This window comes from Ketogulonicigenium robustum (assembly GCF_002117445.1).
Taxonomy (GTDB): Bacteria; Pseudomonadota; Alphaproteobacteria; order Rhodobacterales; family Rhodobacteraceae; genus Ketogulonicigenium; species Ketogulonicigenium robustum.
Genome location: NZ_CP019937.1, coordinates 661,901 through 676,242, shown reverse-complemented (window position 1 = coordinate 676,242; position 14,342 = coordinate 661,901). Strand labels below are relative to the sequence as shown.

Sequence of the window (14,342 nt, the reverse complement as noted above, 5' to 3'; positions counted from 1 at the left end):
ATCTAGGCTGGAACCAACCAAAAGGAGGTCATCCATGCCCACGAACAGCCCCAACAGCTGGGAAGCACGCGCCGACAGCCACAACCTTTACGGCTTTACCGATCTGCCCACGATCCACAGCCGCGGCGCGGTCGTCGTCACGCACGGCAAAGGCCCATATATCTACGACACCGCTGGACGCAGCTATCTGGATGCCAATTCGGGCCTGTGGAATATGGTTGCGGGGTTTGACCACCAAGGCCTGATCGACGCGGCCAAGGCGCAATACGACCGCTTTCCGGGTTACCACGCATTCTTTGGCCGCATTTCCGACCAGACGGTGCTGCTGTCCGAAAAGCTGATCGAGGTCTCGCCCTTTGACAGCGGCAAGGTATTCTACACCAACTCCGGATCCGAGGCGAATGACACGATGGTCAAGGCGCTGTGGTTCATGTTCCGCCACGAAGGCCAGCCCGAGCGGCGCAAGATCCTGACGCGGGTGAACGCGTATCATGGGGTGACGGCGGTCTCGGCCTCGATGACGGGCAAGCCCTATGTCGGAACGTTCGGCCTGCCCCTGCCCGGCTTCATCCACCTGACTTGCCCCCACTACTGGCGTTTTGGCGCGGCGGACGAGACCGAGGAACAGTTCACCGCCCGCCTTGCCCGCGAGTTGGAAGAAACGATCCTGCGCGAAGGCCCCGAGACCATCGCCGGTTTCTTTGCCGAACCTGTCATGGGTGCGGGCGGCGCGATCCCGCCATCCAAGGGTTACTTCCAAGCCGTCCAGCCGATTTTGAAGAAATACGGCATTCCGTTCATCGCGGACGAGGTCATCACCGGTTTCGGCCGCACAGGCGAGGTTTGGGGCTGCCAGACCTATGACTTCCAGCCTGATGCGATCATCTCGTCCAAGAACATCACGGCGGGCTTCTTCCCGATGGGCGCTATCATTCTGGGGCCGGAATTGGCCCAGCGCATCCAAGACGCGTCCGAGGCGGTCGAGGAATTCCCCCATGGCTTTACCGCATCGGGCCACCCCGTCGGCTGCGCCATCGCGCTGAAGGCCATTGACGTGATCCTGAACGAAGGCCTGCTGGACAACGTCCGCGCGCTGACGCCCCAGTTCGAAGCCGGGATGGCCCATCTGGCCGAAAAGGCGAACATTGGCGAATGGCGCGGCAAGGGCCTGATGGGCGCGCTGGAAGCCGTAGCCGATAAAGACACCAAGCGCCCCTTTGACAGCAGCCTGTCGGTATCGGAACGCATCGCGAATGCCTGCACCGACCAAGGGCTGATCTGCCGCCCGCTTGGCCAATCCATCGTGCTGGCCCCGCCGTTCATCATCACCCCCGCCCAGATGGACGAGATGTTCGGCAAGCTGGAAAAAGCCATCGACAAGGTTTTTGCAGAAGTCGCCTAAAACATCAGGCCGCCCTGCTGGAGACAGGGCGGCCTTTCCTCATGTCCGCCCAAGGGATGGAAAGGGCGAATATGATGCCCGTTGCCTGTCTGGAGAACAGGCCGTCACGGGCGGGACGTTACAAAAATCGGGCCAAATCGCCCCAAGTACAAGAAAAGACTGCGCGCGCCTTTACAACAGGCGCATCCACGGCAGATCGGGGCCATCAGGCACGATGCCGTTCGGATTAAGCGCTTTGATCGAATAATATCCCCGCTTGATATGGTCGGGGCTAACGGTTGCCGCAACCCCCGGCACCTGCAAAACACGCTCAAGATAAGCTGAAAGCGCCGGATAGCTGGTCAGCGCGCGTTTGTTGGTTTTGAACAGGCCGTGGTAGGCCAGATCGAACCGCACCAAAGTGACAAAGGCACGGATGTCGGTTTCGGTCAGGCGGTCGCCGAACAGGAACGGGCCTTTGCCCAGCAGCCGATCTTCCAACGCATCAAGCGCCGTGAAAACATCGGCAAAGGCTTCGTCATAGGCGACTTGCGTGGTGGCAAAGCCTGCGCAATAAACGCCATTGTTCAGGCGCGGGTAGATCCAGTCATTCAGCGCGTCGATATCAGCCGCGATATCGGCGGGGTAAAGGTCGATGTCGTTTTTCGCAAGCGCGCCAAAGCCCGTGTTGAACATCCGCACGATGTCGGCCGATTCATTGTTCACGATGCGGCGTGTCTTGCGGTCCCACAGGACGGGCACGGTCGCGCGACCCGTGTAAACCGGATCGGTCGCAGTATAAATCTGGTGCAGATAGGTCGCGCCTTGGGCTGTTTCGACGTCAGCCAAAGCGGCGTCCGATAGTTTCCAGCCCTCGCGCGTCAGCTCGGGCTCGACGATCGAGACTGTGACCACGTCCTCCAGCCCCTTCAGCGCCCGCGCAATCAGCGTGCGCGATGCCCACGGGCAGATCAGCGCGACGAACAGGTGATAGCGGCCAGCTTCGGCCTGAAAACCGCCCTCGCCCGTCGGGCCTGCGCTGCCGTCAACCGTGACCCAGTTGCGAAAGCCCGAGATCTGGCGCACGAAGCCGCCCTTTTTATCGGTCGCCTGCACCGGCTGCCAATCGGCATCCCATTTGCCATTCACCAACATCTTAGGCCTCCTTCACGCGGATATCGAACAGGGTATTGCTGGGGTCGCTGATGCGGATGGCACCATCGGTTTCGGCAAATTCGGCACCGGCAGCTTGCAGACCAGCAACCATTTGGGCCTGAACGGCGGGGGTTTGGTTCAGCAGGCGCACCTCGGACAGGCCGGTCATGTGGGCCGTGCGGGGGGCCGAATTCCGGCTGTTCCAGATGTTCGATGCCAAATGGTGGTGATAGCCGCCCGAGCCATAGAAAATCGCACCCGGATAGCGGGTCGTCACCTCGAACCCCAAGGCTTTGGCGTAGAAGTTTTCGGCGGCAGACAAGATCGCCGTTTGCAGATGGACGTGGCCGATATAGCTGCCCTGCGGGATGCCCGCCCAGCGGCTGTTACCGGCGCTTTGCACCAGATCCTGCACGTTGAGCGCCTCGGTATACATGTCGAGGCTGCCATCGGATTGCGAGGGCCAGTCGGCATGGGCGCGGTCGGTGTAAATCTCGATCCCGTTGCCTTCGGGGTCAGTCAGGTAGATCGCCTCGCTCACGCCGTGGTCGGACGCGCCGCCGACGGCAATGCGCTTGTCGATGGCGTGCATCACCCAGCGCCCCAGATCGGCGCGCTGTGGCAGCAAGAAAGCGGTGTGGAACAGGCCCGACTGGCGTGGGCCGGCGTTTTGGGCGGACTTGTCGCCGCGCAAGGTCAAGAACGGGGTGTCGGCGCCCAGAACAACCTCGGCACCATCGCTGGAATGCGTCTCGAGGTTCAGCAGCGTGCGGTAATAATCTGCAACTGTGGGCAGATCCTTGACCGTCAATGTCACCCCGCCGACAAAGGTTGGGGCTTGGTTTGAAATCGTCATTCTGTCGTTCCTCGCTAGAGGCCCCATCCCTTGTCAGGGCTGGTGGGGCTGACCGCGTTAACTGTTGAACGACAGATAGACTATTGCATCAGAAGCATTAAGTCATGCAATTGAGACTATTAAGTTTCCATATTGGAACGAATTACCAGCCGCGCTCCCACTCGGGCTGACCACGGAAACGACCGGCCAGAAACTCGACAAAGCTGCGCAGCTTCAGCGGCTGGTGGCGACCGGCGGGGAAAACCGTGAAAAGGCCTATCGGGTCGTCTTCTTGATCGGTCAATAGCGGAACCAGCGCGCCGCGCTGCACCAACGGCCCCGCCACAAAGCTGGGCACGCGGGCGATGCCCATACCCAGTTCTGCCGCGCGGGCGCAGCTTTCGGCGTTCGACAGCGTCATGCGCGCCTGCACCGGCACGGATACCCGCCCGTCCGGCGTATTGAACCGCCAACGGGTTGCGTCCGAAAAATTCGCGTCGATCACACATTCATGCCCGATCAAGGCCGAGGGCTGCGCGGGCGTTCCGTGCTGGTCCAGATAGGCGGGCGCCGCGCCCAACACCACGCGGATGTCGCATAGCTTGCGCGCGATCAAGCTGCTGTCGACCGGATGGCCGATGCGCACAGCGACGTCGAACCCCTCGTCCACCAGGCTGGTGACACGGTCAGAAAAGCTGACGTCCAGCGCAATTTCGGGGTAGGCGCGCGCAAATTCGACCAGAATCGGCGTCAGCGTCGAGACCCCGAACGTCAGCGGCGCGGTGACACGCAGCCGCCCCGACGGTCGCCCCGTGCTCGAACGCAGCGTCGATTCGATGGCGTCGATTTCCTCGATCACGCGGCGGATGCGTTCGACATAGGTCTGGCCCGCCTCGGTCAGCGACAGGGCGCGCGTGGTGCGCGTCAGCAGTTGCACGCCAAGGTCAGACTCGAGGCGCGAGACCACCTTGGACGCCTGCCCCGGGCTGACGTTATGGCGTTCGGCCGCGCGGGCGAAGCTGCCAAGGTCGATGACGGAAACCAGCAAGCGGTCGGCGTCCAAACGGTCCATAATCTACCCCTTGCGCGCGGCGGCGGCGATCAGCCCCGCCAAGGTTGTCTCTGCGTCAGGCGCGGTGCGCGGCGCGGCCCCCAAACCCTGCAACGCGCGGGCATAAATATCCGCGCGCGGGCCGATGACGACAATATCTTGCCCCAGCCACCAGCGCTTGGCCCCTGCCAGATCGGCGCCGATCAGCAGGCCGTGCGTGGCGCTAACGCTTGCCGCCCCTTCCAGCCGCGCCAGCAGTTGTTCGGGCCGAGCGTAGCCATCCTGCACCGCGGTATCGAACGCGACCATATCAATGTCAGCTGGGGCCTGCCCCTCGTCCAGCAGGTCGGCGATGCGGCCGGTCAGGCTGGCGCGCAGGCCCACAACCTCGCCCGCGCTGACATGGGCCCAGAGTGTGCGGTCGTGGCAAATACAAATCGCGCCATCCCAGTCGCCCGCCGCGCGCAGCCAACCGGCGATGCGCGCCTCCTCGCCCAGCGTGGTGGCACCGGTGTCTTGCTGCACAAGGCCGGGCACCAGCGCCCAGTTGTTTTGCAGCGCCAGCCCATCCAGCGGTTTGGCGGGCAGCGCGCGGGGCAGCGGCCCGGACAGGCCGCAGGCCACAACCGGCACGCCATCGGGCAGCCCCGCATCCAAAGCGAAGGTGCCGGTGACGCTGGCCCCCTGCATCTTCCAGCCGCGACGGGTCAGCCCGTCAAGTGCAATCCACGCGCCCGTCACAGGCCACCGATGTCTTTCAGCAGGCGGATTACCTCGTCCACCCCCTCGCCCTTGCGCAGGCTGGTGAAGACAAACGGGCGGCCCTGCCGCACGCGGGTCGCGTCGCGTTCCATCACATCCAATGATGCGCCGACATAGGGGGCAAGGTCGGTTTTGTTGATGATCAGAATATCCGACCGCGTGATGGCGGGGCCGCCCTTGCGGGGGATTTCCTCGCCCGCGGCCACGTCGATCACATAGATGGTGACATCGGCCAGTTCGGGCGAAAACGTTGCCGACAGGTTATCGCCACCGCTTTCGATCAACACCAGATCCAGATCTGGGTGGCGGGTGCGCATTTCGGCGACAGCGGCCAGATTGATCGAGGCATCCTCGCGGATCGCGGTATGCGGGCAGCCGCCGGTTTCCACGCCCATCACGCGGCTAGCGGGCAGAATTTGCAGACGCATCAGCGCCTCGGCATCCTCTTGGGTGTAGATGTCGTTGGTGATGACAGCCAGCGACAGCTCGTCCTTTAGCCGCTTGGCCAAGGTAGCGGTCAGGGTGGTTTTGCCCGCGCCCACGGGGCCGCCAATGCCCAGCTTAAGCGGGCCGTTCGGGGAATTCGTCATCTTCTTTCCTTTCAGGATCGGAACAGGCGCGGCTGCAGAGTTTCATGCCGCATCGCAGCGATGTCGGCCGAAAGGGCAAAGCCGCCCAGATCATCCAATGTCAGCGCGGTTTTTTCCAGCGCCGTTTGCGCACAAAGCGGCGATAACGCCTCGATCGCCTGCTGGGCGCGGGTCTGGCCCAGCGGCATCAGGCGCTGCGCGGCTTGGACAAGGTTGGTGACAAAGGCCAGCAGATACATCTGCGCAGCAGGCACCAGCGGCGCGCCCGCCAGTGCGGCAGCGCGCCCGAACACCACGGGGAACACGGTATCGGGCAGATCATAGCCGCGCACATCACGCGTGATTTTGGCGAAGGCCAACCCTTGGGTACGGGCCTCTAGCAGACGTTCGCGGCTGGGCTGCAGCGCCTCGCCGCAGGCGATGGTGTGGGGCAGATCACCCCCCCGCCATGCGGCGCCGATCAGGATGCAATCGTTTCGCCCAGCGCCATGTGCCAGCACGGCCGCTAGCCACGCGATCAAGCTGTCTTTGTCGGTGACAGTACCGCTGACAATTGCCTGTTCCAGCCCATGCGAAAAAACGAACGACCCTACCGGATAGGCTGGCGACAGCCATTGCGATAGGGTCAGCAGGCTTTCAGTGTTTATGGTCATGGTGGTGATGGGGGCGCAGGTTCGGCACCTCATCATGGGTGTGGTCGTGGTGGTGATGGCCATCCTCGGACCCTGCGGGCGCATCACCCTGCATCAGCGTGTGCAGGCGGTCGTGGCCGTCGTGGTGGGCATGGTCGTGCGCGTGATCGTGGGCATGTTCATGGGGCTGATTCCCGTGCGAATGGCCCATGGTGCGACCATGCCCATAAGCGCCGCCTTCGGGGCGGAAGGGCTCGCGCAGGTCTTTGACCACCGCGCCCAAGCCCAGCAGCATGTCGCGCATCACCTTGTCAGCGCGGATGACCAGACGGTCCATCTCGATCTGGCAAGGCGCGTGGCGGTTGCCAATGTGCCATGCCAAACGGTGCAAATCGCCCTGCACTTCCATCAGATCCTCGTCAGCGGCCATGACGACCACGTGGCGGCCATCCTCCAGCACAAAGGCGTCGCCTTCGTCCAGCCCCACGGTTTCGGGCAGGTCGACCACAAACGACAGGCCGTTTGCCGTGGTGATCCGCTTGCGACGGATCAGGCGTTCTTCATAGGTCAATTCGACGAAATCGACCGGAGCCTCGGACGTAGCGCGGGCGATATCATGGGCGTGCAGGGTCATCATCAGGCCTTAGAACAGGAAGTAGCGTTGCGCCATCGGCAGCGATTTTGCAGGCTCGCACGTCAGCAAAACACCGTCGGCGCGCACTTCGTATGTTTCGGGGTTCACTTCGACCTTGGGGGTCGCGCTGTTCAGCTTCAGGTCGCGCTTGCCGATGTTGCGGGTGTTCACAACCCCCAGCAGCATTTTCCCAAGGCCCAGCTGGCGGCCCAGATCGCCAGCAGCGGCGGCGGCGGACACGAAAGTCACCGCGTTGTTTTCGACCGCTTTGCCGAACGCCCCAAACATCGGGCGCGTATAAACCGGCTGCGGCGTCGGGATCGAGGCGTTCGGGTCGCCCATTTGCGCCGCGACGATGCTGCCACCAATCAGGATCATCTCGGGTTTCACACCGAAGAATGCAGGGTTCCACAGCACCAGATCGGCGCGCTTGCCTTCCTCGACACTACCCGTTTCGTGGCTGATGCCGTGGGCGATGGCGGGGTTGATCGTGTATTTGGCGATATAGCGACGGACGCGGAAGTTGTCGTTCTCGCCCGTTTCATCGGGCAGACGGCCGCGCTGCACCTTCATCTTGTGCGCGGTCTGCCACGTGCGGATGATCACCTCGCCCACGCGGCCCATCGCCTGACTGTCGGATGCGATGATCGAAAACGCCCCCATATCGTGCAGGATGTCTTCGGCAGCAATCGTCTCGCGGCGGATGCGGCTTTCGGCGAAGGCGACGTCCTCGGGGATGGATTTGTCGAGGTGGTGACACACCATCAACATATCCAAGTGTTCTTCCAGCGTGTTCTGCGTGAACGGACGCGTCGGGTTGGTCGAGGCGGGTAGGACGTAATCCTCGCCGCAGATTTTGATGATGTCGGGGGCGTGGCCGCCGCCCGCGCCTTCGGTGTGGAAGGCGTGAATGGTGCGGCCCGCCATGGCCTTCAGCGTGTGTTCCACAAAGCCCGATTCGTTCAGCGTGTCGGTGTGGATCATCACCTGCACATCCATCGCGTCGGCGACGGTCATGCAGGTGTCGATGGCCGAGGGGGTCGTGCCCCAGTCTTCGTGCAGCTTCAGGCAGGCGGCCCCCGCAAGGATCTGTTCCTCAAGCGCGGCGGGCAGGCTGGCGTTGCCCTTGCCCGCGAACATCATGTTCATCGGGAAGGCATCGGCAGCTTGCAGCATCCGCCCGATGTGCCACGGGCCGGGGGTGCAGGTAGTGGCCAGCGTGCCGTGCGCGGGGCCGGTGCCGCCGCCGATCATGGTGGTCAGGCCCGAATGCAGCGCATCCTCGATCTGCTGGGGCGCGATAAAGTGGATGTGGCTGTCGATGCCGCCCGCCGTCAGGATGCGCCCCTCGCCGGCGATCGCCTCGGTGCCGGGGCCGATGATGATATCGACGCCCGGTTGCGTATCGGGGTTGCCGGCCTTGCCGATCTTGTGGATGCGCCCGTCGCGCAGGCCGACGTCGGCCTTGTAGATGCCGGTGTGGTCTATGATCAGCGCGTTGGTGATGACGGTATCAACCGCGCCGCCCGCACGGGTGACTTGGCTTTGGCCCATGCCGTCGCGGATGACCTTGCCGCCGCCGAACTTCACTTCCTCGCCATAGGTGGTCAGGTCGCGTTCAACCTCGATCACCAGTTCGGTATCGGCCAGACGCATCTTGTCGCCCGTGGTGGGGCCATACATTGCCGCGTAATCCGCGCGCGCGATTTTGGTGGACATCTGACAACCCCCTTAAAGTGGACCGGCGACTTCGGCGCGGAACCCATGCACAATGCGTGCGCCCGACAGCGGGATCAGGCGCACATCACGGCGCTGGCCCGGCTCGAACCGAACGGCGGTGCCTGCGGCAATATCAAGACGCATCCCGCGCGCGGCGGCGCGGTCGAAATCCAGCGCGGGGTTCGTCTCGGCGAAATGGTAGTGGCTGCCGACCTGGATCGGGCGATCGCCCGTGTTTGCGACCATCATCGTGATCGCCTCGCGGTCGGCGTTCAAGGTCAGATCGCCGTCGGCGGGAAAGATCTCTCCGGGTATCATAGCGGCCCCTTAGCGAATGGGATTGTGGACGGTGACCAGCTTGGTTCCGTCGGGGAAGGTCGCTTCGACCTGCACGTCGTGGATCATCTCGGCGATCCCTTCCATGCATTGGGCGCGCGTGATGACATGGGCGCCCGCCTGCATCAGGTCGGCGACCGATCGGCCATCGCGGGCCCCCTCGACGACGAAATCGGTGATCAAGGCAATCGCCTCGGGATGGTTCAGCTTGACCCCGCGCGCAAGGCGGCGACGGGCGACCTCGGCCGCCATGGAAATCAGCAGCTTGTCCTTTTCACGGGGGGTCAGTTGCATGTCAGAGGCTCCAAGTTCTTGGCAGGGGCGCGCGCGTCAGAATTTCCAGAATCGGGATCAGGCTGCGGCGCAGCGTAAACCCATCTTCGGCCAGAATACGGATAAACAAAAGACCGTCGCGCACAAGGCTGGCCCCTGCCGTGGGGGGCAAAAGCGCGCGAATGCGTAAAAGTTCAGCATCTGCATCAGGCGCGGCCAGCATCACCTGCGCCATCGCCCCTGCCCCGTCGGCAACGCCGATCTGGTCGGCCATATCCTGTACCGGGCCATCCAGATGCAGCGCGTCCAGAAACACCAGCGTCCCGCCGCGTCGCACCGACCAGCGGTCGTGCAGGCGGGCGGTACCGACACGCTCGCCCATCGCGCGGCGGCCCAAAATCAGCGGCTCGCACATGACGACGCGGGCGGTAGGGTGCATGTCGATGTCCAGCGTGCGGTGCAGGCCCGCGCCGTCGAACAAGATGGTTTCCTGCGGCAGCCAGTGCAGAACGGCGTTTTCTGCGGCGCGCAATTGCACCGTCACGCTGCCGGGTTCGTCGCCTGCGATGCGGTAGGCGCGCTCGGCCGCTTGGGTCGACAGGGTCAGCGCGGCACCGGCATCGGCAATGGCGGTGGTATCGAACCGATCGCCCCCCGTAATCCCGCCCGAGGTGTTAAGCATGATCGCCAACACGTCATCACGCGCGCCATGGGGAAACAGCGCACGAAATGACCCCTGCTGGCGCAGATCGCCCAAGCGCGCGCGACCGCCATCGTATTTGGCGGTGATGACCAGCTGCCCCTCGGATCGGGGCTGGCGGGGGGGTGAGGCTGGCGTCGTCAACTGCATACCCTGTTGTTTTCGCCCAAGGTATGGCAGCCCTGCGCTGCGCGCCAGCCCCCTAAATGCAGCAAGGGCGACCCATCGGGCCGCCCTGATCCGCCTTAGTTCGGGTTATCCATGCGCACCATGCAGCGCACCGTGCCACGGCACGCCGTGCCGAAGGTTAGCCGCGCTTGCCTGCGGCTGTCGCCGAACTCGACCTCGACCGAGGGGTTCTCGTAGACCGCCCCGCCCGAGCCTGTGGTCAAGCCGCCCATCGCCACGACCGATTCCACTGTGCGCAGCCGCCCGCCAAAGGGCAGGTTCGCGCCCCCATCCAGCACCCATGTTCGGCTGGCGCCCCCTTGGGTAAAGCTGACGTTCAGCGGGTTGCGCGCCTCGTTCGTGACGGCGTTGAAGACGTTTCCGGTGAACAGCACGTTGCGCACACGGCCAAAGTCCAAATCAGCGAAGGTGGTGTCGACACGCTCGGCCCGCTCGACCGTGCCAGCGATGGTGCGGAAGACGTTATCGGTGACGGTCAGGCCCTGAATATAGTGACCCGCCCCATATGGCTTGATGACAATCCAGCTGAACCACGGCGCGACATTGCCAGCGGTGAAGTTGTTGCCCGAAATCGTCAATCCGCCAAAACTGAACTGCACGCCCAGCGCCGGGCTGGATGAATGCTCATTCGTCCATTCCAACGAGTTGTTGTCGATGTAGTTGCCCATAATCGTCATGCGCGGGTTCGGCATAGTGATGACCAGCCCCGCATAACGCACGCCCGTCCCTTCGGAATCACCCGCGAAGAAGTGGTTCCCCATGACGATATTACCCGACCCCGCCAGAACGCCGAAATGGCGGAACATCACGGCGCGGGTGTTGCGCAGCTTTACATCGTTCGCATTGGTGTTGAAGCCGATAGACACGCGGCTAGTCACCGGCAGGTCTTGCTCGTTCGAGAGGAACTGGCAGCGGTCGATTTGCAACCCCTGACAGCCCCGCCCGATCGAGGTGACGCCGCGGTCTTTGGGGCGAGTGAAGAAGCAGTCGCGGATGTGGAATGCAGTGCCGCCGCGCGCCAGCATCACCCCGCTGGCGCGGCCTTGGCACTGAAAATCGACATCCGCCAGAATGACTTGGCTCAGCGTCGTATAGCCCGAGAAATCCAGCAGATATTTGAACCGCGTGAAGGTGAACGTTTGGGTGCCTTCGGCGTCATACAATTCGGCCGAGAGGGTGAGCGTGTTGTTCGCCACGTCTACATCGGTCACATAAACCTCGCGGCCGACACCGGTGCCTGTGACCAAACTGCCGCGCTGAATCGCGCCGATCCCGCTGACGCCGGTCAACCGTGTGCTGTTTGCGGCGGTATAGGTCGCCTGCGCGGTAACGGTTTGCGCGTCCCACAGGGGGCTTTCGTCGGGTTGGAACTGGCCGTTGCGGATCACGCGGCGCTGCGCAAAGGTCGTCCGGCCAGGGTCGCAGGCCTGCATATCCAACGGGCGCGTCAGGGTGATACGGCGCCCGCACAGGTCGAACCCCTCGTGGTCGGCATTGTTCAGCAGCGCCTGCCAGCCCTTGCGGAAGGCCTGTTCCTCGTCGCCGAAGGCCTCGATATAGGCGTTCAGGTTGAAGTTGCCCTGCAGGATAAAACGGCGGTTGTCGGGCACGATCACGCGGCCCTCGAACTTGGTGCGCGCCAGCAAGGTCACGTCCTGATCCAGAAAATAGGTGCCCGCCGGCGCCAGAATCTCGCGCCCTGCGGCGGCGGCATCGGCGGCCAGAAACGCAGCGGAATCATCGGCCACGCCATTGCCGACCGCGCCATAGTCGCGCACATCGACCTGCGCCATCATATCGCGCAGGAAGGCATGGGTGATGTCCTCAATCTCGATATCATCAACGCGCAGCAGGCCGCCATTGGGGCCGGTAAAGTTGATACCGAAATACCCATAGGCCGCGTTACGCCAGACCATATTGACGCCAGCGCGCTGGCCGGTGGCGACAACGGCCGAGACCTCGACCACCTCGCCATAGGTCGTCAGCTGTTTGGCCGCCCCGACCACCGTCAGCCCCGTGATCGCCGCGCCCGACCCGTTCGTCGGATAGCCCGCGATCTGCACGGCGGGCAGCGCGCCCGCAACAGCCTTGACCCGCGCGGTGATGCGCAAATACAGCCCCGGCAGCAGCGGCGTCGCGGTCATGTAACGGATTTTCTGCGTCGCTGCGGTTTTTTGCAGCTCGAGCGCGGCGCCAAAGTCTTGGTCGGCTGGCACCAGCGTGCCCGCCCCGCCCGTCGCATATGTGGCCGACCCCGGCGTGCCATCGCCCCGTGACCAATTCGCCAGCCCCGCCGCAAAGCTGGCCGGCATCAAAACCAGCCCGTCCGTGATTGCCTTGTTCATCGCTTGCCCCTTTTTCCGGTTCGGACAAGGCTTTAGGCAAGCGAGGTTGACAACGCGCAGCAGCACCGCGCGTTGTCTGATGGGTTTAGGCTACAAGCTCGCCCGCCAAGGCGCGCTCGAGCAGCGCAATGGTTTCATCGACACCGTAAAGCGCAATGAACCCGCCAAAGCGCGGCCCTTCGGATGCGCCCAGCAGCACTTCATACAGCGCCTTGAACCAATCGCGCAGCGGCTGGAATGCGTGCTTGTTGCCGATGGCGAAGACCAGATTTTGCAATTCCTCGGCATCCGCACCGCCTTGCCACACGCGCAGTTCGGCCAGCAGGTCTTCCATGGCGGCACGTTCGGCATCCGTCGGCAGACGGAAGACTTTGTGCGGCTTCACCTTGTCATTGTAATAGCGCACCGCGAATTCGGCGGCGGCATCCATGCCGGGGTTGGTGGCCGGGCTGGCGTCGGGCACATACCGCGCGATGAAGCCCCATAGCGTCTCTTTGCTTTCGGCGCTGGACACCGAGGCAAGGTTCAGCAGCATCGCGAACGGGATCAGCATATCCGATGCGGGCACATCGCCGTTGTGGATATGGTAGACGGGGTTGTTCAGCTGCGCCGTCAGGTCTTGCGTGGCATAGGCCCGCAGTTGCTGATGGTATTCATCGACCGCCTTCGGGATCACGTCAAAATGCATCCGCTTGGCGGTTTTGGGCTTTTGATACATGAAATAGGCAAGGCTTTCGGTGGATGCGTAATGCAGCCATTCGTCGATCGTCAGGCCGTTGCCCTTCGACTTCGAAATCTTCTGGCCCTGCTCGTCCAAGAACAGCTCGTAAGTGAAGTGGTTCGGCGCGCGGCCCCCCAGCGTGCGGCAGATACCGTCATAGATGGGCGTGTTGGTCGCGTGATCCTTGCCGTACATCTCAAAATCGACGCCCAGCGCGGCCCAGCGGGCGCCGAAGTCGGGCTTCCATTGCAATTTCACATTGCCGCCGGTGACAGGTAGCGTCCATTCGCGGCCATCTTCATCGTCAAAAGTGATCGTGTAGTTTTCCTTGTTCACCTCTTTCATCGGCACGTACAGAACGCGGCCGGTTTCGGGGTGAATCGGCAAAAAGGCGGAATAGGTCTGTTGACGTTCTTCGCGCAGCGATTTCAGCATGATAGCCATGATCGCGTCATAGTTATCCACAACCGCTCGCAAGATCGCGTCGAACTGGCCCGAACCATAGAATTCGGTGGCCGAATAGAAATCGTACTGGAACCCGAACGTATCAAGAAAACGGCGCAGCATCGCGTTGTTATGCGCGCCAAAGCTGTCGTACTCGCCAAACGGGTCGGGCACCGAGGTCAGCGGCTTTTGAATATTCGCATACAGCATCTCTTGGTTCGGCACGTTTTCGGGCACCTTGCGCATCCCGTCCAAGTCATCCGAGAAGCAGATCAGACGCGTCGGAATATCCGAGATTTTCTCGAACGCGCGGCGGATCATGGTCGTGCGCAGCACTTCGCCAAAGGTGCCCAAGTGCGGCAGACCCGACGGGCCATAGCCCGTTTCAAACAGGACATAGCCCTTTTCAGGCGGCGCTTTTTCATAACGTTTGAGCAGCGCGCGCGCTTCTTCAAAGGGCCAGGCCTTGCTTTGCATCGCAACGTCGCGCAGTTCAGACATCTCTTTCATCCATCATCTTGGGCCGGAATTGGCCGTAGCGCCCCCAATTAGGGACTTGCGGGCGCAGCGTCAAC

General features: G+C 62.9%; 14 protein-coding genes. 1 reads left to right on the top strand and 13 read right to left on the bottom strand.

The genetic code is table 11. From position 1 onward, the window contains the following. Window positions 1–34 precede the first annotated feature (34 nt). On the top strand, window positions 35–1,402 hold the full coding sequence (locus BVG79_RS03380; RefSeq protein ID WP_085785644.1) for an aminotransferase: 1,368 nt from the start codon (window positions 35–37) through the stop codon (window positions 1,400–1,402). A gap of 171 nt (window positions 1,403–1,573) precedes the next feature. Here the strand turns inward: BVG79_RS03380 and BVG79_RS03375 are convergent, their stop codons facing one another. From BVG79_RS03375 to BVG79_RS03315, 13 genes are all read right to left on the bottom strand, one after another. Further along, window positions 1,574–2,536, bottom strand: coding sequence for a glutathione S-transferase family protein (locus tag BVG79_RS03375; protein WP_085785643.1), 963 nt, complete (start codon window positions 2,534–2,536; stop codon window positions 1,574–1,576). 1 nt (window position 2,537) lies between these two features. Beyond that, a complete protein-coding gene (locus tag BVG79_RS03370) occupies window positions 2,538–3,392 on the bottom strand; it encodes a VOC family protein (protein WP_085785642.1) in 855 nt (284 codons plus the stop codon). 142 nt (window positions 3,393–3,534) lie between these two features. Then, the gene (locus tag BVG79_RS03365) at window positions 3,535–4,443 is read right to left on the bottom strand and encodes a LysR family transcriptional regulator (protein ID WP_085785641.1); all 909 of its coding nucleotides are present in this window, start codon (window positions 4,441–4,443) and stop codon (window positions 3,535–3,537) included. Between the two features lie 3 nt (window positions 4,444–4,446). Beyond that, window positions 4,447–5,163, bottom strand: coding sequence for a 2-dehydro-3-deoxygalactonokinase (locus BVG79_RS03360; RefSeq protein ID WP_085785640.1), 717 nt, complete (start codon window positions 5,161–5,163; stop codon window positions 4,447–4,449). Further along, window positions 5,160–5,774 (bottom strand): urease accessory protein UreG, encoded by a 615-nt coding sequence (ureG, locus tag BVG79_RS03355; RefSeq protein WP_085785639.1) that lies wholly within the window; start codon window positions 5,772–5,774, stop codon window positions 5,160–5,162. The genes BVG79_RS03360 and ureG overlap by 4 nt, the downstream gene beginning before the upstream one ends. An 11-nt stretch (window positions 5,775–5,785) precedes the next feature. After that, window positions 5,786–6,427, bottom strand: a complete 642-nt coding sequence (locus tag BVG79_RS03350) for an urease accessory protein UreF (protein WP_085785638.1) — start codon at window positions 6,425–6,427, stop codon at window positions 5,786–5,788. Beyond that, window positions 6,411–7,040: an urease accessory protein UreE gene (locus tag BVG79_RS03345; RefSeq protein WP_085787218.1), complete on the bottom strand. Its 630-nt coding sequence runs from the start codon at window positions 7,038–7,040 to the stop codon at window positions 6,411–6,413. The genes BVG79_RS03350 and BVG79_RS03345 overlap by 17 nt, the downstream gene beginning before the upstream one ends. Before the next feature lie 9 nt (window positions 7,041–7,049). Further along, window positions 7,050–8,759, bottom strand: a complete 1,710-nt coding sequence (gene ureC / locus BVG79_RS03340) for an urease subunit alpha (protein ID WP_085785637.1) — start codon at window positions 8,757–8,759, stop codon at window positions 7,050–7,052. A 12-nt stretch (window positions 8,760–8,771) separates the two neighbouring features. Continuing rightward, window positions 8,772–9,077 (bottom strand): urease subunit beta, encoded by a 306-nt coding sequence (locus BVG79_RS03335; RefSeq protein ID WP_085785636.1) that lies wholly within the window; start codon window positions 9,075–9,077, stop codon window positions 8,772–8,774. Between the two features lie 9 nt (window positions 9,078–9,086). Further along, the gene (locus BVG79_RS03330; protein WP_085785635.1) at window positions 9,087–9,389 is read right to left on the bottom strand and encodes an urease subunit gamma; all 303 of its coding nucleotides are present in this window, start codon (window positions 9,387–9,389) and stop codon (window positions 9,087–9,089) included. A gap of 1 nt (window position 9,390) precedes the next feature. Beyond that, complete coding sequence (locus tag BVG79_RS03325; RefSeq protein WP_236951404.1) at window positions 9,391–10,212, bottom strand: urease accessory protein UreD; 822 nt, start codon at window positions 10,210–10,212, stop codon at window positions 9,391–9,393. 101 nt (window positions 10,213–10,313) lie between these two features. After that, window positions 10,314–12,602, bottom strand: a complete 2,289-nt coding sequence (locus BVG79_RS03320; protein WP_085785633.1) for a glycosyl hydrolase family 28-related protein — start codon at window positions 12,600–12,602, stop codon at window positions 10,314–10,316. 85 nt (window positions 12,603–12,687) lie between these two features. Continuing rightward, window positions 12,688–14,268, bottom strand: coding sequence for a lysine--tRNA ligase (locus BVG79_RS03315; protein ID WP_085787217.1), 1,581 nt, complete (start codon window positions 14,266–14,268; stop codon window positions 12,688–12,690). Window positions 14,269–14,342 lie beyond the last annotated feature (74 nt).

Coding starts and splice junctions, on each gene's coding strand:
- BVG79_RS03380 (WP_085785644.1), top strand. CDS start 35: ATGCCCACGAACAGCCCCAACAGCTGGGAAGCACGCGCCGACAGCCAC.
- BVG79_RS03375 (WP_085785643.1), bottom strand. CDS start 2,536: ATGTTGGTGAATGGCAAATGGGATGCCGATTGGCAGCCGGTGCAGGCG.
- BVG79_RS03370 (WP_085785642.1), bottom strand. CDS start 3,392: ATGACGATTTCAAACCAAGCCCCAACCTTTGTCGGCGGGGTGACATTG.
- BVG79_RS03365 (WP_085785641.1), bottom strand. CDS start 4,443: ATGGACCGTTTGGACGCCGACCGCTTGCTGGTTTCCGTCATCGACCTT.
- ureG (WP_085785639.1), bottom strand. CDS start 5,774: ATGACGAATTCCCCGAACGGCCCGCTTAAGCTGGGCATTGGCGGCCCC.
- BVG79_RS03350 (WP_085785638.1), bottom strand. CDS start 6,427: ATGACCATAAACACTGAAAGCCTGCTGACCCTATCGCAATGGCTGTCG.
- BVG79_RS03345 (WP_085787218.1), bottom strand. CDS start 7,040: ATGACCCTGCACGCCCATGATATCGCCCGCGCTACGTCCGAGGCTCCG.
- ureC (WP_085785637.1), bottom strand. CDS start 8,759: ATGTCCACCAAAATCGCGCGCGCGGATTACGCGGCAATGTATGGCCCC.
- BVG79_RS03335 (WP_085785636.1), bottom strand. CDS start 9,077: ATGATACCCGGAGAGATCTTTCCCGCCGACGGCGATCTGACCTTGAAC.
- BVG79_RS03330 (WP_085785635.1), bottom strand. CDS start 9,389: ATGCAACTGACCCCCCGTGAAAAGGACAAGCTGCTGATTTCCATGGCG.
- BVG79_RS03320 (WP_085785633.1), bottom strand. CDS start 12,602: ATGAACAAGGCAATCACGGACGGGCTGGTTTTGATGCCGGCCAGCTTT.
- BVG79_RS03315 (WP_085787217.1), bottom strand. CDS start 14,268: ATGTCTGAACTGCGCGACGTTGCGATGCAAAGCAAGGCCTGGCCCTTT.